Raw genomic sequence first — 24,133 nt, forward strand, 5'->3', positions numbered from 1 at the left:
CCAAGCAGATGGCTTGGTTTTTACTTTAGAAGAGATTGGATCTCATTCAGATTGCCAGCGATAGATTGTTGGTAGACCCGCAACTTGTATTGGAGGTCTCCTGCCATGTCTTGGAGTGGCTTCTGATAGGATTGGATAAGGGCAAGTTGCTCTTGGATATTCTGGTAGCTGTCCTGCATGCGCCGGGTGCTGGCGACGGTTTCTCTTGTCTCCCGTGCAATTTGTTCCCGATGTTTCACTGCAAGATAGGCGATAGTGGCAGCTGTTCCCGCTGCCAGTAGGTGTCTTAGTTTCATACTGTCTCCATCCGTAATTGATCTGCTAATTGTGCCAAGGCTGGGAAATCTGGTTCCTTGGCATCAAAGGAAATGTGTAGTCCGTCTTGATCATCAAAGCGAGGCAAGAGGTGGACATGGGTGTGAAAGACGGTCTGCCCCGCACTTGCTTCCATATTACTTAGGAGATTCACGCCGCTTGCTCCGAGTTTTTCTTTCAGCTGCTGAGCGATAGCTGGGATCTTGGCAAATAGTGCGCTACTTGCCTGCTCATCCATCTCTAACAGGTTGCGAGAATGTTTTTTGGGAACGACCAAGCTATGACCTTTTGTGACCTGAGTGATGTCTAAAAAAGCAAGGACATGTTCATCTTCATATAGGGTAGATGAGGGAATCTCCCCAGCAACGATACTACAAAAAATACAATCTGACATAAAGCAAACCCCTTTTCCAAAATTCTGTTATAATAAGTATATCAAATTATAGGAAAAAATGTATGTTAGAAGTAAAAAATGTGACAGGTGGTTATCTCAATATTCCTGTTTTGAAAGATATTTCCTTTCAAGTGGCTGATGGAGAACTGGTCGGTTTGATCGGTCTAAATGGTGCGGGGAAGTCGACGACGATCAAGGAGATCATCGGTCTGTTGTCGCCCTACCAAGGACAGATTCTGATTGACGGTGAAAGTCTTCAGTCCAATCCGCAAGACTATCGTAAAAAAATTGGGTTTATTCCAGAGACCCCGAGCCTCTACGAGGAGTTGACCTTGAAAGAGCATTTGGAAGTGGTAGCCATGGCGTATGATTTGGAGTGGGATCAGGCTTTTGCACGTGCAGAAGAATTGCTCAAGATCTTCCGCTTGGATGAAAAATTGGAGTGGTTCCCAGTTCATTTTTCAAAAGGGATGAAGCAGAAGGTCATGATTATTTGCGCACTTATGGTCAATCCAAGCCTATTGATTGTTGATGAGCCCTTTTTGGGTCTAGATCCCGTAGCCATTGATGACTTGATTGGTTTATTAGAAAGAGAGAAAGCGAAAGGGACTTCTATCTTGATGTCGACCCATGTACTGGACTCAGCTGAAAAAATGTGTGACCGCTTTGTCATATTACACCAAGGTCAGGTGCGGGCGCAGGGAAATCTGGAAGCCTTACGGACAGCCTTTGGCAGGGCAGATGTCAGCCTAAATGAGCTTTATCTTGCGCTTACCAAAGAAGGAGCAGGAGCATGAAAGAACTGTTTCAGGAGCGCAGACTCGCTTTTAACCAGCGCTGCCTCAAGTATCTCCGCTATGTTTTAAACGACCACTTCGTCCTTGTGCTAATGGTCTTGCTCGGTTTTTTAGCCCTGCAATACCGCTCGCTTTTGGAGCATTTTCCAGCAAATCCCTGGCTGGTCTATCTATTGGTAGCTGTTGCGACCCTGCTGCTCTTTTTTGCAGGACGGGTTGCCACCTATCTGGAGCCAGCTGACCGTATCTTCCTCTTGCCAAAAGAAGAGAACCTTCTTAGCCTCATCCAGGCAGCACGCCTGCGTGCCATCTTGCTCTGGGGCTTGGTGCAGGGGTTGGGACAGGTCTTGCTCTTGCCGCTCTATTTAAAATTGGGCTGGGTTCTGCCATTCTTTCTGCTTTATCTTGTGCTTCTGACCGTGGGCAAATACGCTTGGCTGGTCTTTCAGACGGCTTTTTTGACCCCGTCAGGGCATTTGGACTGGGATAGGGTGGTGCAGTATGAAACCAGACGTAAGCAGGGCATCTTACGCTTTTACTCTCTCTTTACGCATGTCAAGGGAATCAGTAGCGTCGTTAAACGGCGTCAGTATTTGGATCTTCTGCTCGCAGTCGTCAAGAAACGTCAGGATAGAACATGGGCCTACTTATTTGTCCGTAGCTTTTTGCGTTCGGGAGATTTGTTCTGGCTCAGCCTTCGCCTCTTCTGCTTGAGTTTGGCTAGTCTTCTGCTGATTCAAGAATCTTGGCTGGCAACGGGCTTAGCTCTCCTGTTTGATTATCTTCTGCTCTTTCAATTGCTGCCGCTCTACCATGCCTACGATTACCAGTATCTGACACGCCTCTATCCTCTAAGCCAGCAGGATAAGGTTGCAAGTTTTACCTTCATTGTGCAATGGCTCATGTATCTAGTCCTCATTCCACAGCTACTTGTAGGAATGCTGGTATTAGAAGACAAAGGCTATCTGCTAGTATTAGCAGGAGTGGGAATCCTCTTGGTGCATGTATATCTATTGTTCAAATCAAAGAAATTGATTGACTAATGGGATGAAAACTAGTAAAATAGTAAAGAATTTTTTAAAGGAGAACTGGCATGCAATTTGAGACAAGCGGACTTCGTCTGCAATCGATCGCAGGAAATAGTGGTAAAGCATTTAAGGGTATGCGAACAGATGGAACGCCTGTTTTTGTCAAATATGAAATGCCGCCGATTGTTTCAGCCTTGGCGCATGAACAGATTACCCCTCCAGTCCTATCAGCCAATCGCGAGCTCGGGGTTGGGCAACGTGTTGAGCAGGAATGGCTGAATGGTCATACCCTGACCCGTTTTGAAATGGGAGGCAAGCAGGTTCAGCAGATTTTAGTGCGCATGCATTATTCGAAGATGCTGCTCAATCAAGCCTTGCAGCTCAATTATACCTATCAGGAACCGCAGGACTTGGTTCGTAAGTGGCAACGGGAAGCGCCAGCACGGCTGGCAAAAAATAGCTATCTTCAATCGATTTGTAGTGATTTATTGGATCATTTGCCAACTTTCCGTAGGGATGTGGCAACCTTTGTTCACGGGGATTTGCACCATACCAATTGGGTAGAGACAACGAGTGGCTTGATCTATCTGACGGATTGGGAGACGGCTTGCGTAACAGATCGCATGATGGATGTAGCCTACTTACTGACCCACTACATTCCAAGACAATCTTGGGAAGAGTGGCTGAAAAGCTATGGCTACAAATACAACCAGACAGTATTGAATAAGATTTACTGGTATGGTCAGCTAGGCTATCTTAACCAAATTGCAAAACATGTCGAAAGCTATGATATGGAAGCGGCAAATAAAGAAATTTATGCCTTGCGGTATTTCCGTAAGAGCTATTACAAGGAAGTATGAGAGTAAGAAATCGTAAAGGAGCTAGTGATCTACTAGCGGCATATCCTCAATATGTCATTTTGACCCCGGAGGATTGTAAAGGAAAATGGGCAAGCATATTTGGCAATAGCAATCCCATTCATATTGAAGTTGGTTCTGGAAAGGGGCGCTTCATCACAGGAATGGCAGCTCAAAATCCGGATATTAACTATATCGGGATTGATATTCAGATGACGGTTCTAAGCTATGCCTTGGATCGTGTGGTAGAGGCAGGCTCGCCAAATGTTAAGCTCTTGCAGGTGGATGGTTCTAGTTTGACCAACTACTTTGCGCCAGCAGAGATTGACCGCCTTTATCTGAACTTTTCGGATCCATGGCCGAAAAAACGCCATGAAAAACGACGCTTGACCTATAAGAGCTTTTTGGATACCTATAAGGAAATTTTACCAGAGCAGGGTGAAATTCATTTTAAGACGGATAACCGAGGTCTGTTTGAGTACAGTCTGGTCAGCTTTTCCCAGTATGGCATGACCTTAAATGGTGTCTGGCTCGACTTACATGCCAGTGTCATGGAAGGCAATGTCATGACCGAGTATGAAGAAAAATTCTCAAAAAAAGGGCAAGTCATCTACCGTGTAGAAGCAAGATTTTAAGGAGAGACAGAAATGGAAGTCTCCCTTTTTCTTTTTTGGGGAAAATCTGGATTTAATGAGAGTAAAGGCTAAATAAGGTGCATATCCCTTTACAAAGCCTTAAAATTATGCTATACTATTAAAAAATAGAGAAAAGGAGGGTTGGTCTTGTGCCAGCCCTTTCGATGTGTCTCTAGAAGGAGGTTTTAAATGGCAACGATTGTAGACATTGTCACACAGGCGATTACTCCTCATATTAAGGCTCCCTACGAGTTGGTGGATGTGGAGTATGGCAAAATGGGGGGCGACTATGTCCTGTCTATTTTTGTCGATAAGGAGGGTGGTATTTCCCTCAATGATACAGCCGAACTATCAGAAGTGATTAGCCCACTTTTGGATCAAATTCAACCGGATCCCTTTCCTGACCAGTACATGCTAGAGGTGACCAGTCCCGGTCTTGAGCGGCCATTAAAAAATGCGGATGCCGTTGAGAAGGCGGTCGGTCAGTACGTCCATGTGAAACTCTACCAAGCAATTGATAAAAATAAGGTGTTTGAAGGGACGCTCCTTTCCTTTGATAAGCAAGAATTAGTGATTGAATACATGGATAAAACGAGGAAAAAACAAGTGAACATTCCCTATCAGACAGTCGCAAAAGCTCGTCTGGCTGTAAAAATTTAACAGAAAGGACCTTTTGAAAAAAAGGAAAACAAAATGAGTAAAGAGATGCTAGAAGCCTTCCGTATTTTAGAGGAAGACAAGGGGATAAAAAAAGAAGACATCATTGAGGCGGTTATGGAGTCACTCCGTTCAGCCTACAAACGCCGCTATGGTCAATCGGAGTCAGCTGCGATCGAGTTTGATGAAAAAAAAGGAGATTTTCGCGTCTATACTGTTCGCGAGGTAGTAGATGAGGTCTTTGATAGTCGGCTTGAAATTAGCTTGAAAGACGCCTTGGCCATTTCTTCAGCCTACGAATTAGGAGATAAGATTAAGTTTGAAGAATCACCAGCAGAATTTGGTCGGGTAGCAGCCCAATCTGCCAAGCAGACCATCATGGAAAAAATGCGCAAGCAGACCCGGGCAATTACCTACAATACCTATAAGGCACATGAAAAGGAAATCATGTCTGGAACGGTTGAACGCTTTGACAATCGCTTTATCTATGTCAACCTAGGGAATATCGAGGCTCAATTATCCAAACAAGACCAGATTCCTGGAGAAGTCTTCCAATCGCATGATCGTATCGAAGTCTATGTCTACAAGGTAGAGGACAATGCGCGTGGTGTCAATGTCTTTGTGAGCCGTAGTCATCCAGAAATGATCAAGCGTCTAATGGAGCAAGAAATCCCAGAAGTCTATGACGGAACGGTGGAAATCATGAGTGTTGCCCGTGAAGCAGGTGACCGAACCAAGGTGGCGGTGCGTAGCCACAATCCAAACGTAGATGCTATCGGAACAATTGTTGGTCGTGGTGGTTCAAATATCAAGAAGGTTACAGGTAAATTCCACCCAGCACGCTATGATGCAAGACTGGATCGCATGATCCCAATCGAAGAAAATATCGATGTGATCGAGTGGGTGCCAGATGAAGCAGAGTTTATCTACAATGCCCTTGCTCCAGCAGAGGTTGACCAAGTTATCTTTGATACAGAAGATGGCAAGCATGCGACAGTGGTCGTACCAGATGATAAACTCTCTCTTGCCATTGGTCGCCGCGGGCAAAATGTCCGTTTGGCAGCTCACTTGACAGGTTTTCGTATCGATATCAAATCTGCTTCAGAATACGAAGCAATGGAAGCGGAGCTCTATGGTGAAGCAGCTGTTGCAGAAACAGAAGAAGTAGGCGAGTAAGCCCGTCTGGAGGTACTTATGGCAAAGGCTAGAAAAATCCCCTTACGAAAATCAGTTGTTTCTGGAGAGATTATTGATAAGCGTGATTTATTGCGGATTGTGAAAAACAAGGAAGGCCAAGTCTTTATCGATCCAACAGGCAAGGCAAATGGTCGTGGAGCCTATATCAAGCTGGATAATGCTGAAGCAGCCCATGCTAAGAAAAAACGTGTCTTTGACCGTGCCTTTGGCATGGAAGTAGCACCAGCCTTCTATGACGAACTGATTGCCTACGTTGATCACAAGGTCAAAAGGAGAGAACTGGGTCTTGAATAACCAGCAAAGAATATTGAATTTACTCGGGTTGGCACAACGGGCTGGTCGCTTGATTTCAGGCGAAGAATTGGTCGTTGAAAGCATTCAAAAGCAAAGGGCAAAGCTCGTCTTTTTAGCCCATGATGCAGGTCCCAACCTAAGTAAAAAAATTACAGATAAAAGTCGTACCTATCAGGTAGAAGTCGTTACCGCGTTTTCAACGCTGGAATTAAGCTCGGCAGTCGGAAAGCCACGCAAGGCACTGGCTGTAACAGATGCTGGATTTACTAAGAAAATGAGGTCTATTATGGAATAGAACAGGAGGACAAGATATTGTCTAAGAAGAGATTGTATGAGATTGCCAAGGAATTGGGTAAGGAAAGTAAGGAAGTTGTCGCTAAGGCAAAGGAATTAGGCATTGAGGTGAAAAGTCACTCTTCAAGCGTAGAGGCAGATATTGCGCAACGGATCGTTGCTGGATTTTCTGGAGTGAAAAAAACAGTTGAGAAGCTAGCAGAAAAGGTTGAGCAGGCGCCTAGCAAGAAAGAAAAGCAGGCACCAGAATCTGCAGAGACCAAAGCTGTGCCTCCAACTCCTCAAGCTGCCCCGAATCGCCCAAAAAGCCGTAATTTTAAGGCAGAGCGTGAAGCGCGTGCCAAAGAACAAGCGGCAAGACGCAATCAAGGAAAGGCTCAAGGAGGCCGTCCGCAGGACAACCGGTCAAATGGACAGCAAAACCCCCGTCGTGACCACAAGGACCAAGAGCGTAGAGGAGGCCGCAATCAAGGCTTTGATAAGCGTTCGGCTCAAGGTGGTCAACGTCCAAACCGTGTGGAACAAGGCTCAAGAGTGGAAGAAACACGTACCAAAATTGATTTCAAGGCGCGAGCTGCTGCCCTAAAGGCAGAGCAGTTGCAGGAGTATGCACGTACAAGTGAAGAACGCTTCCGCCAAGCTCAAGAAGCGAAGAAGCAGCCACAGAAGCCAAAAGAAATTAAGTTTGAAGAACCAGTAGTAGAAGCGAAGCCGAAAAAGGTAGTGCCAGAGGCAGTTGAAGCAACGCCTGCTGCGGATAAACGTCGGAAAAAACAAGCTCGACCAGATAAACGCCGTGATGATTTTGATCACGAAGAAGATGGTCCAAGAAAACAACAGAAGAATCGAAATAGTCAAAATCAAGTGAGAAATCAAAGAAATAGTAATTGGAATCCAAACAAGAAGAATAAAAAAGGCAAGCAGCAACAAGCGAGCAAGCCTGTCACTGAACGTAAGTTCCACGAATTGCCGACTGAATTTGAATATACAGTGGGGATGACAGTGGCTGAAATCGCAAAACGTATCAAGCGCGAACCAGCTGAAATCGTGAAGAAACTCTTTATGATGGGAGTGATGGCAACCCAAAACCAACCCCTAGATGGAGACACGATTGAATTGCTGATGGTCGACTACGGGATTGAAGCCAAAGAAAAGGTGGAAGTGGATAATGCGGATATTGAGCGCTTCTTCGTTGAAGAAGGCTACCTCAATCCAGAAGAAATGGTCGAACGTCCACCAGTTGTGACCATCATGGGACACGTTGACCACGGGAAAACCACGCTTCTTGATACTCTTCGTAATTCACGTGTTGCCACAGGTGAAGCAGGAGGGATCACACAGCATATCGGTGCTTATCAGATCGAAGAAAGTGGCAAGAAAATCACCTTCCTTGATACGCCAGGACACGCGGCCTTTACGAGCATGCGTGCGCGTGGAGCGTCCGTGACGGACTTGACCATCTTGGTTGTTGCAGCAGATGATGGTGTGATGCCTCAGACCATTGAAGCGATCAACCATTCAAAAGCTGCCAACGTTCCAATTATTGTAGCCATCAACAAGATTGATAAACCGGGAGCAAATCCTGAGCGTGTTATCGGTGAATTGGCAGAGCATGGTGTTATCTCGACAGCTTGGGGTGGAGACTGTGAGTTTGTTGAAATTTCAGCTAAATTCAATCAAAATATTGATGAATTGTTGGAAACAGTTCTCCTTGTTGCGGAAATCCAAGAATTGAAGGCAGATCCAACTGTTCGTGCGATTGGTACGGTTATCGAAGCCCATTTGGATAAAGGAAAAGGTGCGGTGGCAACCCTCCTTGTTCAACAAGGAACCTTGAACGTACAAGACCCAATCGTTGTTGGAAACACTTTTGGACGTGTTCGTGCAATGACAAATGATCTTGGACGTCGTGTCAAGTTGGCAGGTCCATCTACCCCTGTTTCGATTACTGGTTTGAATGAGGCGCCAATGGCGGGCGACCACTTTGCGGTGTATGAAGATGAAAAATCAGCGCGTGCAGCAGGTGAAGAACGTGCCAAACGTGCCCTCTTGAAACAACGTCAGGTAACCCAACGTGTCAGTCTTGAAAATCTCTTTGATACCCTTAAAGCGGGTGAGGTTAAGTCTGTGAATGTCATCATCAAGGCTGATGTGCAAGGTTCGGTAGAGGCGCTTGCCTCATCACTTCAAAAGATTGAAGTTGAAGGTGTCCGTGTCAACATTGTCCATTCAGCAGTTGGTGCGATCAATGAGTCTGACGTTACCTTGGCAGAAGCTTCAAATGCCTTTATCATCGGATTCAGTGTCCGTCCGACACCACAGGCGCGCCAACAGGCAGAAGCTGATGACGTAGAAATCCGTCTTCACAGCATTATCTACAAGGTGATCGAGGAAATGGAAGACGCCATGAAGGGAATGCTTGATCCAGAGTACCAAGAAAAAATCATTGGTGAAGCCCTTATCCGTGAAACCTTCAAAGTTTCTAAAGTGGGAACCATTGGTGGGTTTATGGTGATTAACGGGAAAGTTACCCGTGACTCAAGCGTCCGTGTTATCCGTGATGGCGTTGTTATCTTTGATGGCAAACTTGCCAGCTTAAAACACTTCAAAGATGATGTCAAAGAAATCACCAACGGTCGCGAAGGCGGACTCATGATTGAAAACTACAATGACCTCAAAATTGATGATGTCATTGAAGCCTATATCATGGAAGAAGTGAAGAAATAGTGGCTATTCGTATACGAAAGGCAGAGCAGACAGATTTTAAGACCATTTATAGTTTGGTTCAAGAGGCATTTTCAAGGGCAGAACATTCAGACGGTCAGGAGCAAGAGCTGGTAAGGCGTTTATGGGAAAGTTCCGACTACCTTCCCGACCTCTCTTTGCTTGCAGAAATCCATGGAGAAATAGTAGGCTATCTTCTTCTTTCAGAGATTAGGATTGCAGATTCTGTGGAACTAGGCTTAGCTCCCCTAGCTGTACGCGTGGATTTTCAAAAAATGGGAGTTGGAAGTAGCCTGATTGAAGAAGCTCATAGAAGAGCGAAGCAAGCAGGTTATCATGCAATTATCGTTTTGGGAGATGATCAATACTATTCTAAGTTTGGTTATGTATCCGCCAGTGAGAAAGGGATTTTTCCTCCATTTGATGTTCCGGCTTCTTATTTCATGGTCTATGAATTGACAAATGGATCAAATGACCTAGGAGGGATTGTTCAATATCCTCTAGAGTTCGAAATGTAACATGTTAGGAGAAGGTTATGGCAAATCATTTTCGTACAGACCGCGTGGGCATGGAAATCAAGCGTGAAGTCAATGAGATTTTGCAAAAGAAAGTCCGTGATCCCCGTGTTCAAGGTGTCACGATAACAGATGTTCAAATGCTGGGGGATTTGTCGGTTGCCAAAGTCTACTACTCTATCATGAGTGATCTGGCTTCTGACAATCAAAAGGCGCAGACAGGGCTTGAAAAGGCGACAGGAACCATCAAACGGGAACTAGGCCGTAAGCTCGCCCTGTATAAAATCCCAGACTTGGTCTTTGAAAAAGACCAATCCATTGAATATGGGAACAAGATTGATCAACTGTTACGTGCATTAGATAATAAAGACTAAAAACAGCCGCAAGGCTGTTTTTGTGAAAATTTTCAATCCTTCTTGAAAAATAGTAGGAAATATGAGAAAATAGTTCCTACTCAATAAAGATCAGAAAGATAGCTGTTGTTTTTTCTTTCCATAGCATGGAAGAGAGTTAAAAATAATGGCTTTGTAGTCGCTGGAGTTCTGCACAATGACAAAGTTGTTGGAAGTGAGAAATCCGTAGATAGTTCTGAAAACGATTAAAGGTATATGGTGCTATTGGGTAAGTATCACTACAATCTTGTTGTGGGGTGGAAGATGAGAGACGATATTAAAATCAATGACCGCGCCTTGGCGCTTGAAAGTCAGCTAATTGCAACCTTGGAAAGCATTTATGATCCAGAAATCGAACTGGATATTTACAATCTAGGCTTGATTTATGAAATCGATCTAGATGAGAATAGCTTTTGTAAGGTGGTCATGACCTTCACAGATGCAGGTTGTGCTTGTTCGGAGACCCTGCCGGGTGATCTGATTGATGCCTTGAAGAAAATTGATGGTATTGAAAACGCAGGCGTTGAAGTCGTCTGGTCTCCAGCTTGGAAGATGACCCGCATCAGCCGCCTTGGTCGGATTACCTTAGGAATTAGCCCAAAATAAAGAGTGAGCAACATTTGCTCACTCTTTATTTATTTTTTCGCCCCAATTGTTGATGAAAATAGAACTATGATAGAGAATTATCCCTCCCCAAAAGACTATAAGAGGTTTGAAAGACATATAGCCCACTATTCCGATAATGATGAGCGTTAAACACCACCAAAAGGACGCCTCTAGGATAGAGGGACGTCTAGAGTGGGGAAGCAACCAGAGCAAGATTTCGCTCTGTATCAAAATAGACAGCCCCCTCGCCACATTCGCCCATATAAGCGATTTTTCTAAAAAACATATATCATCAAAATTTAAATAAATTTTCCCATTCCCATCTTCCATGAGAAAAGCTAAATTGTATTACCAAGTCTACCTACAATATATCTAGCAGTAGTACTGACAGCTATTTCCGTATAATAGAACTCCCGAGATTATTTAGCCAATAGATGTTGACAAGAAGTCCTATTGGTTGGTAGTTTGCACAAATATCAGGTTGATATACAGATGTTCAAAAAACAGTAGAAAAAGACTAATAGAGGTATTCGTATAAAGAATGTAAAAAACTGTCAATTTCTCGCTCTATCTCTTGTCTTATTTCTTCTTCTTCCGTTTTTGGGATAAAAATCGTTTTATTGTTCGTATCATAATAGTTACTACTTAAGATAGCAAAATCAGAGTTCAAGTAATATGACCCGTTTATCACAGTCCCTTCTTTTTTAATAGTAAACCAAACATTGAAATCTGTATCCTCTCTACTGTCTGGACGCCCTATTTTTATAGAAAACGATGCTTCTATTTCTAAAGGATAAATGAATCCATCGTATCTTAATGTGCTATTATTAGGAATTTTATAGCCTAATTCTCTAATAGCTTCGGCATACTTCGGTGTTCCTAGGGCATCATATAAAGCAGCAATCCTATCATGCTGTTCGTAATCTCTCTTAAACTGATAGCTCTCATTCTTTTTATAAAGCATTATAGATAATCCTATGGATAGTATAATTGTAATGAATATTATTTTTTTACGTTCCCACATTTTTAAATTCACCTCTAGTTAGATAGTCTTTAAAATCTTTTACGGATTGAATAAATGACAGAGGAGCGCAAAGAAGAGACGTAAGCTCGCCTTGGCTGAACCGATTACCTAAAGTCCTTTATCTTGCTTTCTTCTAAGAATACTACACTTCATAAAGTTAGTAATTTCTCATTCATGCTTAGGTTCCTCCATAGAAAATGTTATTGTTCTATCATGTTCTTTTATTTCGACACCCCTAAAAAACAAGTATGTTATCCATAAAGCTGGAATTAAAATAAACAGACGTAATTGAATAATATATGCCAATACTAAGAATGGGAGTACTGTCATTAAAAACATGATAATATAAGCTATTTTTCTCATTACCAAAACTCTCTCTTGTTGTCTAATATAATTAAAGCACTTAAAGACTTGATTTGACCAATTTTCTTCAGACTTGGAAATACTTTTTGCAAGTGGATTCTTCTGTATATCAATAGACCGTAGCTCCAAATAGTTACTCCTAGTATCATTAACACTATATTGATAGCTCCTCTAGCCATATCAAATGTGCTATTAAAGTGACCAAACCAAAAATTAAGAGGTAACCATTTTCTTAGAAAAATATTTAAAAAGCTAGTAATTACAAGTCCTATACCTATATAAAAAGAATTATTTTTACGACTAAACTGTTCTCTAATCTCTTCAGTAACTAAATAGTCCTGCAAGGTACCATCAATTTTATATACATTACGATACCAGTTCGAACTAAGACTGTAACTTCTTTCTACTAGGTACTCTGTACCAGTATCAGATATAATCACATACCAACCTCTAAGTATCTGTCTCTTATTAAGACTTAGATTATAAATCTTGCCAATTATTTCCGTCATATCATGAATTTCCTCCATGCAAATAGGTTCAAGAAGCTTGGATTTTTCCGCAAAAAATTAAAGTTTCTCGCAGGATCCAGTTACCGTTCCAGTTGGTCAGGATAATATTCTTTCAGAAATTCATCAAGAGCTAGTTTCTCTTCTCCTTGCACGCCAAAGAAATTGTCATAAATAATCACTTCTTTCTTAAGCGCTTCAGCAACTCCAAGGTCTGCACTTACGGCTCTAATTTCAGATTCACTTAAAGCTACTCTAACAATGTAGAATTGTCCACATTTTATCTAAGTCTAAGAAGAATTTCCTCATACTTATTATACCAAAAATTTCCTTAGTGACACTAAGGAAATAATAGTTCTGTATCTGGAAGTCTTAATATTAGACTTCACCTTTAGAATATGGCGATTGAGAGAGCATTTCCTCATAATACTCGGCAAATTTCTTCTCGGCTTTATTCTCAAATCCCCTAAAAATAATAGTCTCGACATTCTCGCGATTGAAAAAGAAAACTTGCTCTGGTGTGACCATACCCTGCGGAATGACAACTGCACCATAATCATAGTAAATTTCTCTATCTTGTTCAAGAACGACGCTAGCTCGAGCTACAATCATCAATTCTGTACCATCTCCATTTTTTAAACAAACAACACTACCCAGTGGTAAAATTCTTTCAACCATTTCTAATCATCCTTTCGCATAAGCCACATTTATTAGCTAGTTCACACTCTTTCCCCAAGGAATTTCACGTCGCTGGTATCTGCCAACTATATTAAACCAGCGAATGGGATTATTTTGCCAGACTAAGATGACCAAAATAGCTGGCATCAAACCCAACAGACTAGTCAAAATGATCCCATTATCAATTTGAGCATTATTATTAATATCTGGTAGAATCGATTCTAGAAAAACAGGAATTAGAGCAATATTTACAATAATCATACTAATAATAACAAAAACAAAGAATAGTTTCTTCCCAACAGTTGCTCTTTTATCACCAAAGTTATTCCAAAAAAGATTGCCATAGACAGCTGTCCGAAAATGTTGTCGTGTCGTTGATTGCGCCTGCTTCACATTCTTGTAAAGGGCGCGTTCCAAGAGCCAAATCAAGCCAAAACACTCTATTAGCCATAAAAGAACTAAATAAATCAGTGTCGCATAGCTGTAATAGCCACCAAAGGGATTGGCAACCACTAACCCTGTTCCACCAAATCCCAAGGCAACTAAGGCAGGAATCAACAGATTTGTTTTTCCTGCACCTGCCGTATTCAAAAGCCTACTTGGCGGGGCAAGCAGAGCAAGATTTCTCTCTGTATCAAAATAGACAGCCCCCTCGCCACATTCGCCCATATAAACGATTTTTCTAAAAAACATATATCACCAAAAATCATTCCATTTTTCCCATTCCCATTTTCCATGAGAAAATCCATCATAAATAATATTAAATAGATTATTAACGATTACACCACCTGCAGCTCCAACAAGCGTTCCAACAACTGGTATTGGAATCGCAGAACCTATCGCTGCTCCTACATACATAGCTCCTACGGCTGTTCCGGTATGTGCAACTCCATCAATCGCAGCACTTGTAGCACCATATTGGTCGACACGTTCAAAGTAGGTTGATACACCATCTAAAACTGCTAGCGAACTACCAAGTAGACCAACGCTTTTTGCAGCTCCCTTAACTCCTGTACCTTTAACAAATGTTCCGGTACCATTCAGTAAATCTTCCGTATGCTTTGCTGCCTTAACATTATTAAATCGTGAGACATCTCCGCTGACCTGTTTCCAGGTTTTATAACCAGTTTTCGAATAGGTGGTAGAGACTGGCTTTCGCCACCATGTCCCATTTTTTATTTTCTTAATACTGGCTAGTGCTTCTGCACCAGCTAATCTGCCAGTACTTGCATAGCTTCCTGCATTAAAGTAAGAGGTATAGCGGTTCAGTTCATTTTCAAACAAGAAATGAACAATTGATGAATCCAATGCCTCATTAGGATTTGATTTGATATAGTTTTCAATCACAATCAAATCCTGCTCCGTTACATCTTCTCCATTTTTTATTTTCTCTATAATAGATTTATAATCATTTTCAGTTTTATAAGAAGTCCACCTCTTATCCACCTGCTTGACCCACTCCATATCCTTGGCAGGTGGGAGGGTGAAGACCTTGGTTTCGGCATTCCATGAGCTGGTGGCTTGGCGCATGCCTGCTTGGACTGCGGCTATCAAGGGCTGGATATGGGAAAATAAATACACAGAAGAGCCATCAAAAGCCCGTAGTTTCTGTAATTTCTCCTCCAGCTTCTGCTTTAAACTTCGGTACCTATCTTCAGAAGAGCGTAGAGATGAGATATAGGAGTAGCTGGGTGGGTCTTGACGGTACTCTAACGCAATCAGCTCCATGTAGCGACTGATAAAAAGATCTGCCTTATAAATCTGCTCCACCAGCTCATCTTCCTTCAAGTCCACTTGGTCTACCTGACTGCGGTATTGACTTGGCAGGTTACTACAAGCCGTGTTCACCGCTTCATCTAGGAGAATGCACCCCTTGATTAAGGGGTGCAGGATCTGTTGACTATAAGCCTTGGCTGAATCGTAGGTATGACCTGACAAACTTGCGCTATCATGGATAAACTGGCTCAAACTAGCCTGTAAAGACTGATAGGCATTTAGGCGATTTCTCAATACTGAACCAACACTTTGGGCTTGTTGGTCAGAGGATCCTAGATACATTTCAATTCCCACTATGTTTCCTCCTCGTACAGCTTTTCCATGGTGTCCATCATCGGTTTTGGAATCATCACAACTTGTGTATCAAGATCTTTAAAGCCAAAGTTAGGATCGATACATTCTGCCCAATATTCGAGGTGTTTTTTATCAATGGCGGAATCAGAGTTTTCGACAGTGATACCACCGACACCTTGGACGGAGTACCAGTAGAGGTATTCTTGACCGTCTAAGATTTCTCGAAAAATCGTCTCGATATACATCTTTTCGCCCTCAAGCGTTAAGAGCGTCTCCTCTATATGACAATTTAGGAAGTCCATCCACTCATCAACGACAGCAGATTTCCCTTCCTTGACCTTGAAGCGGGTTAGTTCAACTGTATAGTTCATACTATCCTTTCTAAAAAACAGTCCTTGACTGGTTTTTATTCATCATTCGCGTTTGCTTTTTCCAGTTTCCTCTGGTTTCCAGAAGTCTGTCACAGCTCCTTTTGAAGCAGAAGAGACGGTATGGGCGTATTTTCCAAGAACTCCTCGTGAATAGAGTGGTGGGAGTGTGGTTTCAGCCTTACGGCGCTCGATCTCTTCGTCAGATACCGCCATAGAAATCTCCTTGGTATCTTGGTCAACGGTTACCAGATCACCTGTACGGAGATAGGCGATTGGACCACCGACCTGGGCTTCAGGTGCAACGTGTCCGACGACGAGACCATAGGTACCACCTGAAAAACGACCGTCTGTGATAAGAGCAACCTTATCTCCCTGCCCTTTACCAACAATCATGGAAGAGAGGGAGAGCATTTCTGGCATACCGGGACCACCTTTTGGACCAACGAAGCGAACAACAACGACATCACCGTCTACGATTTCGTCAGATAATACAGCTTCAATTGCTTCTTCTTCGGAGTCGAAGACCTTAGCAGGACCGACGTGGCGGCGCACTTTGACCCCTGAAACTTTGGCAACAGCCCCGTCAGGTGCCAAGTTTCCTTTCAAGATGATAAGTGGTCCGTCTGCCCGTTTTGGATTGTCAAGTGGCATGATGACTTTTTGACCTGGTGTCAAATCATCAAAGGCTTCTAGGTTTTCTGCCACAGTTTTCCCCGTACAGGTGATGCGATCGCCATGTAGGAAACCGTGTTTGAGCAAGTATTTCATAACAGCAGGGACACCGCCAACCTCATAGAGGTCTTGGAAAACGTATTGTCCAGATGGTTTGAGGTCAGCCAAGTGAGGTACCCTTTCTTGGAAATCATTGAAATCTTCCAAGGTCAAATCCACATTAGCAGCATGTGCAATAGCGAGGAGGTGCAAGGTTGCATTGGTAGATCCCCCTAGTGCCATAGTGACAGTAATGGCATCTTCAAAGGCTTCGCGGGTCATAATATCAGACGGTTTTAAGCCCATTTTCAGCATATTGACGACTGCACGACCAGCTTCTTCAATATCAGCTTTCTTTTCTGGTGATTCGGCGGGATGAGAAGAAGAACCCGGTAGGCTCATGCCCAGAACTTCGATTGCTGTCGCCATGGTATTAGCCGTATACATACCGCCGCATCCACCCGGTCCTGGACAGGCATTGCATTCTAAGGCCTTGACTTCTTCAGCAGTCATATCACCGTGGTTCCATTTTCCAATTCCCTCAAAGACGGAGACGAGGTCAATGTCTTTTCCATCTAAGTTTCCGGGAGCAATGGTACCTCCGTAGGCAAAGATAGCGGGAATATCCATGTTGGCAATGGCAATCATAGAGCCGGGCATATTTTTATCACAGCCACCAATCGCTACGAAGGCATCTACATTGTGACCGCCCATGGCTGCCTCGATCGAGTCTGCGATAATGTCCCGTGAGGTTAAGGAGAAGCGCATTCCAGGTGTCCCCATTGCAATACCATCTGCCACAGTGATAGTTCCGTATTGAACAGGCCAAGCACCGGCATCTTTTACTCCGACCTTGGCTAATTTTCCAAAATCGTGTAAGTGCATATTACAGGGAGTATTTTCCGCCCAAGTGGAGATGACCCCCACGATAGGGCTATCAAAACTATGGTCGGTCATTCCAGTAGCCCGTAGCATGGCGCGGTTGGGGGATTTGACCATGGAATCATAGACAGAGCTACGATGTTTGAGGTGGGTCAGAGTATCTTTTTCTGTCATAGGAAGTCTCTCTTTCGTCTATTCTTGCTTATATTATAGCATAAATTTTTGTGAGAAAAGCTATTTGATTAAAAAAATAGACATTTCTGAAAATATGACCGATAAAGGATTGAACATTTTTCGACTTTCCTCGGATTGAAGAAAAAGTTCGTCTTTATCAGCATTGGGACAGAGAGAAAATCAAAAAAGAAGACTAAAAGACGGACTGATCAAGCAATAGTGTTGGGAAATTATAAGAAATTCTCTGAAGTTTGGAATTTTCAGAAAATTTTATTGACTTTATCTATCATTGTGCTATTATAGTACATAAGTAAAATTTATCTAGTATCTCGAGCAAGAACATGGTACTATATTAGATAATATTTGACGATTGATGAGAGGAGGAAGAGAGTTGAATCAAATTCAATTAGAGGAACCACGTTCGGGCTCCTATCTAATACTAGACACCCTGAAAAAGTTAGGTGTTGATGTCATTTTTGGTTATCCTGGCGGCGCTGTCTTGCCTCTCTATGACGAGATTTACCGCTATAAAGACATCCAGCACGTACTAGCCCGTCACGAACAAGGGGCGACCCATGAAGCAGAAGGCTATGCCAAATCAACTGGAAAAATCGGTGTTGCACTTGTAACCAGTGGTCCCGGTGCGACCAATGCCATTACAGGAATTGCAGATGCCATGGGCGATAGCGTGCCAATGCTGGTCTTTACAGGACAGGTCGCAACGCGTGGAATCGGAAAAGATGCCTTTCAGGAAGCAGACATTATCGGTATTACCATGCCGATTACCAAGTACAATTACCAGATACGGGATGCGGCAGATATTCCTCGTGTGATTACAGAGGCTGTTTATATCGCAACAACAGGTCGTCCAGGTCCAGTTGTCCTCGATATTCCCAAGGATGTCCAAGAAACGGTGGTTGATTTTTACTATGATGATACAGTGCACTTACCAAGCTATCAGCCAACGGTTATCCCAAATGGCTTGCAGGTCAAGAAGATTTTGCAGCAACTCTCGCTTTCTAAAAAGCCTCTTATTCTAGCAGGTGGTGGGGTTAACTATGCAGATGCACATAAGGAATTGATTGCCTTTGCGGAGCGCTATCGGATCCCAGTCGTTTCGACCCTTCTAGGTCTAGGAACAATACCAGTTCAGCACGAATTAGCGCTCGGTATGGGAGGGATGCACGGTTCATACGCTTCCAATATGGCATTGACAGAGGCGGATTATATCATCAATATCGGCGCACGATTTGATGACCGTTTGACGGGCAATCCGACCACCTTTGCAGTACATGCAAGGGTTGCACATATTGATATAGACCCAGCCGAGATTGGCAAGGTCGTCAAGACCCACATTCCAGTCGTTGGAGATGCCAAGGCAAGTCTTGAAGCCTTACTGGCCTTAGAGACAGTTGAGACCGATTACGAAGAATGGACCCAACACACGCTCGAGAACAAGCGTCGGGCACCATTTGCTTATGACGAAGATGAAGAGTATATCAAGCCGCAGAAAGTCATCGAACGAATTGGTGAGATGACAAATGGAGATGCCATCGTGGTCACCGATGTGGGACAACACCAGATGTGGGCAGCTCAGTTCTATCCTTACAAACATGCCAGACAGCTGATTACCTCTGGTGGTATGGGAACGATGGGCTTTGGGATCCCCGCGGCTATCGGTGCCAAATTAGCCAATCCAAATCAAGAAGTCATTCTCTTTGTAGGTGATGGTGGTTTCCAAATGACCAATCAGGAACTAGCCATTTTAAACGGCTATGGTATCCCAATCAAGGTGGTCTTGCTCAACAATCACTCGCTCGGTATGGTGCGCCAGTGGCAGGAGTCTTTCTATGACGAGCGTCGCAGCCAGTCTGTCTTTGACGCAGAACCGAATTTCAGACTTCTGGCAGAAGCCTATGGTATCAGCTATACCAGCTGTACCAACCCCTCTACTTTGGTGGAGGATTTGGAGGTGATCAGGGAAAATAGACCGATGTTGATCGAGGTTCATATTTCTAATAAAGAGCATGTTCAGCCCATGGTTCCAGCAGGAAAGAGTAATGCAGAGATGTTGGGGGTGAAGTTCAATGCGTAGAATGTTAACAGCCAAATTGCGAAATTCATCTGGGGTCTTGAATCGTTTTACCGGGGTTCTATCCCGCAGACAGATTAACATTGAATCCATTTCGGTCGGCCCGACTGAAATCACTGAAATTTCAAGAGTTACCGTTATTATTGATGTCCAAACCATGGATGAGGTGGAGCAAATCATCAAGCAGCTCAACCGCCTGATCGATGTCGTGCGCGTGCGAGATATTACCGATATTCCCCATCTGGAGCGCGAGGTACTCTTGGTCAAAATCGTGGCACCGCCAGCTAAGCGGGCAGAAATTTTAGCGATTATCCAGCCTTTTCGTGCCAGCGTCGTAGACGTCGCCCCGCATTCGATTACCATTCAAATGACGGGAGACGGGGATAAGATTGAAGCCCTTCTTCGGGTTATTCAACCTTATGGTATCAAAAACATTGCTCGCACAGGGGCGACAGGATTTAGCAGAGATTGATGCTTGTCAAAGTCAAACCCTAACACCGCTCGCTCACCTTGTTGAGCCTCAGCTCTCCCAGTGAGCTTTTGATTTTATAGTCGTTTAGTTTATATTTTTATTACTTCGTTAACTCGTCTTGCTGTACTATTGAGAAAAGTTACACTTTTCTTATCTATCACTTGTCTAGTTATCAACTATTTCAACTACCTGCGACTTTTAACGAAAACTTCGTTTTCTTTATTTCCGACCTCAAACAGTCTATCCCCAGACTGTTTGAGCTAGTACTAAAAATAAACTAAACGACTATAAACATATCATATAAAATAGAAAAGAGAGAAAAGATGACAGTAGAAATGCAATACGAAAAAGATGTAACAGTAGCAGCACTTGACGGTAAAAAAATTGCCGTGATCGGATATGGTTCACAAGGACATGCCCATGCGCAAAACTTGCGGGATACAGGTCATGATGTCATCATCGGTGTGCGTGCTGGTAAGTCGTTTGACAAGGCAACAGAAGATGGTTTTGCCACATTTGAAGTAGCAGAGGCAGCTAAGCAAGCAGATGTGATCATGATCCTTGCACCAGATGAAATCCAAGCAGACCTTTATGCAGAAGAGGTCGCTCCCAACTTGGAAGCGGGTAATGCACTTGGTTTTGCTCATGGTTTCAACATTCATTTTGGCTTTATCAAAGTGCCAGCAGATGTGGATGTTTTCATGTGCGCGCCGAAAGGTCCGGGTCACTTGGTTCGTCGTACCTTTGAGGAAGGCTTCGGGGTACCAGCTCTCTATGCAGTTTACCAAGACGCGACTGGCAATGCGAAACATATCGCTATGGACTGGGCAAAAGGTGTCGGTTCAGCTCGTGTAGGACTTCTTGAAACAACCTTTAAAGAAGAGACAGAAGAAGATTTGTTTGGGGAGCAAGCGGTTCTATGCGGAGGCTTGACAGCTCTTATGGAAGCAGGATTTGAGGTCTTGACAGAAGCAGGCTATGCGCCAGAACTTGCCTACTTTGAAGTACTTCATGAAATGAAACTGATTGTAGACTTGATTTATGAGGGTGGCTTCAAGAAAATGCGCCAATCTATCTCAAATACTGCTGAATTTGGCGATTATGTATCAGGTCCTCGTGTGATTACTGACCAAGTCAAAGAAAATATGAAAGCCGTTCTTGCAGACATTCAATCTGGTAAATTTGCCAACGACTTTGTTGAAGACTACAAGGCGGGTCGTCCACGCATGGAAGAATACCGCAAAGCAGCAGCTAACCTTGAAATTGAAAAAGTAGGAGCAGAACTTCGGAAAGCGATGCCATTTGTCGGCAAAAATGATGATGATGCTTTCAAAATCTACAATTAAGCAAGGAAAATAGTCAGATGGGGACGTCGGTGTAAACATCTGACAGATATAGAGGAAGTGAGGGAAATTGGTGGTAGAAACGCGATTTTTCTCACTTTATTTTCATAGTAGACCATTTGTGTAAAAGGAGAATCTATGTTAACAGCCAAGGACGTTGTCCGTGCTCATAAGGTACTGAAAGATGTAGTAGTGTATACACCGCTCGATTATGACCGCTATTTGTCAGAAAAGTATGGAGCAAAGATCTATCTCAAGCGTGAAAATGCTCAGCGCGTGCGCTCTTTCAAGATCCGGGGAGCCTACTACGCGATTTCGCAGTTAAGTGAAGAGGAACGCAAGCGAGGAGTGGTCTGTGCCAGTGCGGGCAACCATGCGCAAGGGGTGGCATTTACCTGCAACGAATTAAAAATTCCTGCAACGATTTTTATGCCGATTACCACTCCGCAGCAGAAGATTGGTCAGGTTCGCTTCTTTGGTGGCGATATGGTGGATGTCAAGCTGGTCGGTGATACCTTTGACGCATCTGCTAAAGCGGCACAGGACTTTACCGAGCGTGAAAATCGCACCTTTATCGCACCGTTTGATGATGTCAATGTGCAGGCAGGTCAAGGAACGGTAGGCTATGAAATCATGGAGGAAGCCGAGCGGGAGTCGATCGATTTTGATACCCTCTTGGTGCCAGTTGGTGGCGGTGGCTTGATTGCGGGAGTTGCGACCTATGTCAAGGAAAAAAATCCAGCCATTGAAGTGATCGGTGTGGAAGCTGAAGGGGCACGTAGTATGAAAGCAGCCTTTGAAGCTGGAGGACCTGTCAAGTTAAAGGAGATTGACAAGTTTGCTGATGGGATCGCGGTGCAAAAGGTAGGACAGTTGACCTATGAAGTGACGCGGCAGCATGTAGAAAATCTAATCGGTGTCAATGAGGGCTTGATTTCTGAAACCTTGATTGACCTGTATTCCAAGCAAGGAATAGTGGCAGAGCCAGCAGGTGCTGCCAGCATTGCGGCGCTGGAAGTTTTGAGCGAATACATCAAGGGCAAAACGGTCTGCTGTATCATATCAGGAGGCAACAATGACATCAACCGCATGCCAGAAATGGAAGAACGGGCGCTTATTTATGACGGGATCAAACATTACTTTGTCGTGAATTTCCCACAACGTCCAGGAGCGCTCCGAGAATTTGTAACGGACATCTTGGGGCCTAATGATGATATTACTCGTTTTGAGTATATCAAACGTGCCAGCAAGGGGACAGGACCTGTTCTTATCGGGGTGGCTCTCGGAGATAAGCACGGCTATGCGGGCTTGATCGAGCGGATGGAGAAATTTGATCCCTCCTTTATCAATCTGCGCGGGAATGAAACGCTGTATAGTCTCCTCGTGTAAGCGTATATCTTTTTTGTAAAGATTGCTTATTTTTGCTTGTCAACTCTTAAATAAAGTAGTATAATATTCCTCAAAGAAAAGGAGGAAAGTATTATGGTAATGAACATTCTTAGTGTTGTGTTCGTCCTAATTATTTTGTTGGTTGCAGCGCTTGCCTTGAGCTCGCTCTATGTCGTTCGCCAGCAATCGGTTGTCATTATAGAGCGATTTGGTAAATATCAAAAGTTGAGTACGAGTGGGATTCACTTGAGGCTTCCACTTGGAATTGATCACATTGCAGCTCGCATTCAATTGCGTCTGCTCCAAAGTGAGATTGTCGTTGAAACCAAAACGCAGGATAATGTCTTTGTGACGATGAACGTGGCGACGCAATACCGTGTTAACGAGAATAATGTCACAGACGCCTACTACAAGCTCATGCGTCCAGAAGCGCAGATTAAGTCCTATATTGAAGACGCTCTTCGTTCATCTGTTCCAAAGTTGACCTTGGATGAATTGTTTGAGAAAAAAGACGAGATCGCCCTTGAAGTCCAAAAACAAGTGGCAGAAGAGATGTCTACCTACGGTTATATTATCGTCAAAACCTTGATTACCAAGGTCGAGCCTGATGCAGAAGTCAAGCAGTCAATGAATGAAATCAATGCCGCACAGCGCAAGCGGGCAGCAGCTCAAGAACTGGCAGAAGCAGATAAGATCAAGATTGTTACAGCCGCTGAAGCAGAGGCTGAAAAGGATCGTCTACATGGTGTGGGGATCGCCCAACAACGGAAAGCCATTGTCGATGGCTTGGCTGATTCCATTAAAGAGTTGAAGGATTCAGACATTGCCTTGACAGAGGAGCAGATTATGTCTATCCTCTTGACGAACCAATATTTGGATACGCTTAATAATTTTTCCTACTCAGGAAACAGCACAATCTTCCTACCAGCCAGTCCTGAAGGGATGGAAGATGTTCGCACACAGATATTATCTGCCCTAAAAGCGAAATAATACCTATTTATTGCACATTTTACTTGACAAGTGACACAGGATATAATAAACTGAATTGAACGAATAAAAAGAAAGGGGTTTCTCATGACTAGTTATGAAAAAGTGGCCGCAGTTGTCGGCTGGGTACGCGATAAGAAAATCACAGGATACCGTATCAGCAAAGAGACAAACGCACGTGAGATGTCAGTTATCGCCCTTGCACAAGGTCGTGCAAAGATTGACAATATTTCATTTGCTACCGCTTTGGGCCTAATTGACTTTTATGATAAAAATCATAAAAAATTTGAGAACTAATGTTAAAGTAAGAGAGGGGATTTTCTCCTCTTTTACTCTCACAAAAACACCAGCTGGTTTTCCAGCTGG

27 protein-coding genes are annotated in these 24,133 nt (G+C 43.5%); 18 read left to right on the forward strand and 9 right to left on the reverse strand.

The window, feature by feature from the left end; genetic code table 11:
- Positions 1 to 20: 20 nt before the first annotated feature.
- Complete coding sequence (locus BU200_RS03035) at positions 21 to 296, reverse strand: chemotaxis protein (RefSeq protein ID WP_075098758.1); 276 nt, start codon at positions 294 to 296, stop codon at positions 21 to 23.
- Positions 293 to 709, reverse strand: a complete 417-nt coding sequence (locus BU200_RS03040; protein ID WP_075098759.1) for an HIT family protein — start codon at positions 707 to 709, stop codon at positions 293 to 295. The genes BU200_RS03035 and BU200_RS03040 overlap by 4 nt, the downstream gene beginning before the upstream one ends.
- 62 nt (positions 710 to 771) lie before the next feature.
- Between BU200_RS03040 and BU200_RS03045 the strand changes: the two genes are divergently transcribed.
- The 12 genes from BU200_RS03045 to BU200_RS03100 all read left to right on the forward strand — a co-directional run bounded on the left by BU200_RS03045 (position 772) and on the right by BU200_RS03100 (position 10,705).
- The gene (locus tag BU200_RS03045; protein WP_075098760.1) at positions 772 to 1,506 is read left to right on the forward strand and encodes an ABC transporter ATP-binding protein; all 735 of its coding nucleotides are present in this window, start codon (positions 772 to 774) and stop codon (positions 1,504 to 1,506) included.
- Positions 1,503 to 2,549 (forward strand): ABC transporter permease, encoded by a 1,047-nt coding sequence (locus BU200_RS03050; RefSeq protein ID WP_075098761.1) that lies wholly within the window; start codon positions 1,503 to 1,505, stop codon positions 2,547 to 2,549. The genes BU200_RS03045 and BU200_RS03050 overlap by 4 nt, the downstream gene beginning before the upstream one ends.
- Before the next feature lie 50 nt (positions 2,550 to 2,599).
- A complete protein-coding gene (gene ccrZ, locus BU200_RS03055) occupies positions 2,600 to 3,394 on the forward strand; it encodes a cell cycle regulator CcrZ (RefSeq protein ID WP_075098762.1) in 795 nt (264 codons plus the stop codon).
- Positions 3,391 to 4,026 carry a tRNA (guanosine(46)-N7)-methyltransferase TrmB gene (gene trmB, locus BU200_RS03060; RefSeq protein ID WP_075098763.1) on the forward strand — a complete coding sequence of 212 codons (636 nt, stop codon included), beginning with the start codon at positions 3,391 to 3,393 and terminating at the stop codon, positions 4,024 to 4,026. Before ccrZ ends, trmB begins: the two co-directional genes overlap by 4 nt.
- 189 nt (positions 4,027 to 4,215) lie before the next feature.
- On the forward strand, positions 4,216 to 4,686 hold the full coding sequence (rimP, locus tag BU200_RS03065; RefSeq protein ID WP_075098764.1) for a ribosome maturation factor RimP: 471 nt from the start codon (positions 4,216 to 4,218) through the stop codon (positions 4,684 to 4,686).
- A gap of 33 nt (positions 4,687 to 4,719) precedes the next feature.
- A complete protein-coding gene (nusA, locus tag BU200_RS03070) occupies positions 4,720 to 5,859 on the forward strand; it encodes a transcription termination factor NusA (protein ID WP_075098765.1) in 1,140 nt (379 codons plus the stop codon).
- 18 nt (positions 5,860 to 5,877) lie between these two features.
- Entirely contained in the window at positions 5,878 to 6,174 is a 297-nt protein-coding gene (rnpM, locus tag BU200_RS03075; RefSeq protein WP_075098766.1) for an RNase P modulator RnpM, read from the forward strand.
- Complete coding sequence (locus BU200_RS03080) at positions 6,167 to 6,469, forward strand: YlxQ-related RNA-binding protein (protein WP_075098767.1); 303 nt, start codon at positions 6,167 to 6,169, stop codon at positions 6,467 to 6,469. Before rnpM ends, BU200_RS03080 begins: the two co-directional genes overlap by 8 nt.
- 17 nt (positions 6,470 to 6,486) lie before the next feature.
- Positions 6,487 to 9,195: a translation initiation factor IF-2 gene (gene infB / locus BU200_RS03085; RefSeq protein ID WP_075098768.1), complete on the forward strand. Its 2,709-nt coding sequence runs from the start codon at positions 6,487 to 6,489 to the stop codon at positions 9,193 to 9,195.
- Positions 9,195 to 9,710: a GNAT family N-acetyltransferase gene (locus tag BU200_RS03090; protein ID WP_075098769.1), complete on the forward strand. Its 516-nt coding sequence runs from the start codon at positions 9,195 to 9,197 to the stop codon at positions 9,708 to 9,710. The genes infB and BU200_RS03090 overlap by 1 nt, the downstream gene beginning before the upstream one ends.
- Positions 9,711 to 9,727: 17 nt before the next feature.
- The gene (rbfA, locus tag BU200_RS03095; RefSeq protein WP_075098770.1) at positions 9,728 to 10,081 is read left to right on the forward strand and encodes a 30S ribosome-binding factor RbfA; all 354 of its coding nucleotides are present in this window, start codon (positions 9,728 to 9,730) and stop codon (positions 10,079 to 10,081) included.
- 282 nt (positions 10,082 to 10,363) lie between these two features.
- A complete protein-coding gene (locus BU200_RS03100; RefSeq protein ID WP_075098797.1) occupies positions 10,364 to 10,705 on the forward strand; it encodes a metal-sulfur cluster assembly factor in 342 nt (113 codons plus the stop codon).
- A gap of 517 nt (positions 10,706 to 11,222) precedes the next feature.
- Here the strand turns inward: BU200_RS03100 and BU200_RS03110 are convergent.
- The 7 genes from BU200_RS03110 to ilvD all read right to left on the reverse strand — a co-directional run bounded on the left by BU200_RS03110 (position 11,223) and on the right by ilvD (position 17,484).
- Positions 11,223 to 11,729 (reverse strand): hypothetical protein, encoded by a 507-nt coding sequence (locus tag BU200_RS03110; protein ID WP_075098772.1) that lies wholly within the window; start codon positions 11,727 to 11,729, stop codon positions 11,223 to 11,225.
- A 362-nt stretch (positions 11,730 to 12,091) separates the two neighbouring features.
- Entirely contained in the window at positions 12,092 to 12,601 is a 510-nt protein-coding gene (locus tag BU200_RS03120) for a hypothetical protein (protein ID WP_075098774.1), read from the reverse strand.
- 375 nt (positions 12,602 to 12,976) lie between these two features.
- Positions 12,977 to 13,276, reverse strand: coding sequence for a DUF4176 domain-containing protein (locus BU200_RS03125; RefSeq protein WP_075098775.1), 300 nt, complete (start codon positions 13,274 to 13,276; stop codon positions 12,977 to 12,979).
- Between the two features lie 36 nt (positions 13,277 to 13,312).
- Complete coding sequence (locus BU200_RS03130) at positions 13,313 to 13,969, reverse strand: hypothetical protein (protein WP_075098776.1); 657 nt, start codon at positions 13,967 to 13,969, stop codon at positions 13,313 to 13,315.
- 3 nt (positions 13,970 to 13,972) lie between these two features.
- On the reverse strand, positions 13,973 to 15,346 hold the full coding sequence (locus BU200_RS11465) for a T7SS effector LXG polymorphic toxin (RefSeq protein ID WP_244912637.1): 1,374 nt from the start codon (positions 15,344 to 15,346) through the stop codon (positions 13,973 to 13,975).
- Positions 15,346 to 15,717, reverse strand: a complete 372-nt coding sequence (locus tag BU200_RS03145; protein WP_075098777.1) for a DUF6176 family protein — start codon at positions 15,715 to 15,717, stop codon at positions 15,346 to 15,348. The genes BU200_RS11465 and BU200_RS03145 overlap by 1 nt, the downstream gene beginning before the upstream one ends.
- 42 nt (positions 15,718 to 15,759) lie before the next feature.
- Positions 15,760 to 17,484: a dihydroxy-acid dehydratase gene (ilvD, locus tag BU200_RS03150; protein WP_075098778.1), complete on the reverse strand. Its 1,725-nt coding sequence runs from the start codon at positions 17,482 to 17,484 to the stop codon at positions 15,760 to 15,762.
- Positions 17,485 to 17,875: 391 nt separating this feature from the next.
- On the opposite strand from ilvD, the gene BU200_RS03155 reads away from it, so the two are divergent.
- The 6 genes from BU200_RS03155 to BU200_RS03180 all read left to right on the forward strand — a co-directional run bounded on the left by BU200_RS03155 (position 17,876) and on the right by BU200_RS03180 (position 24,064).
- Entirely contained in the window at positions 17,876 to 19,579 is a 1,704-nt protein-coding gene (locus tag BU200_RS03155) for an acetolactate synthase large subunit (RefSeq protein ID WP_075098779.1), read from the forward strand.
- Positions 19,572 to 20,048: an acetolactate synthase small subunit gene (gene ilvN, locus BU200_RS03160; RefSeq protein WP_075098780.1), complete on the forward strand. Its 477-nt coding sequence runs from the start codon at positions 19,572 to 19,574 to the stop codon at positions 20,046 to 20,048. Before BU200_RS03155 ends, ilvN begins: the two co-directional genes overlap by 8 nt.
- A gap of 323 nt (positions 20,049 to 20,371) precedes the next feature.
- Complete coding sequence (gene ilvC / locus BU200_RS03165) at positions 20,372 to 21,394, forward strand: ketol-acid reductoisomerase (RefSeq protein WP_244912638.1); 1,023 nt, start codon at positions 20,372 to 20,374, stop codon at positions 21,392 to 21,394.
- A gap of 135 nt (positions 21,395 to 21,529) precedes the next feature.
- Complete coding sequence (gene ilvA / locus BU200_RS03170; RefSeq protein WP_075098782.1) at positions 21,530 to 22,780, forward strand: threonine ammonia-lyase IlvA; 1,251 nt, start codon at positions 21,530 to 21,532, stop codon at positions 22,778 to 22,780.
- 93 nt (positions 22,781 to 22,873) lie between these two features.
- Positions 22,874 to 23,770: an SPFH domain-containing protein gene (locus BU200_RS03175; protein ID WP_075098783.1), complete on the forward strand. Its 897-nt coding sequence runs from the start codon at positions 22,874 to 22,876 to the stop codon at positions 23,768 to 23,770.
- Between the two features lie 84 nt (positions 23,771 to 23,854).
- Positions 23,855 to 24,064 (forward strand): capsule biosynthesis transcriptional regulator, encoded by a 210-nt coding sequence (locus BU200_RS03180; RefSeq protein ID WP_075098784.1) that lies wholly within the window; start codon positions 23,855 to 23,857, stop codon positions 24,062 to 24,064.
- Positions 24,065 to 24,133 lie beyond the last annotated feature (69 nt).

The organism is Streptococcus acidominimus (assembly GCF_001921825.1).
GTDB classification, from domain to species: Bacteria; Bacillota; Bacilli; order Lactobacillales; family Streptococcaceae; genus Streptococcus; species Streptococcus acidominimus.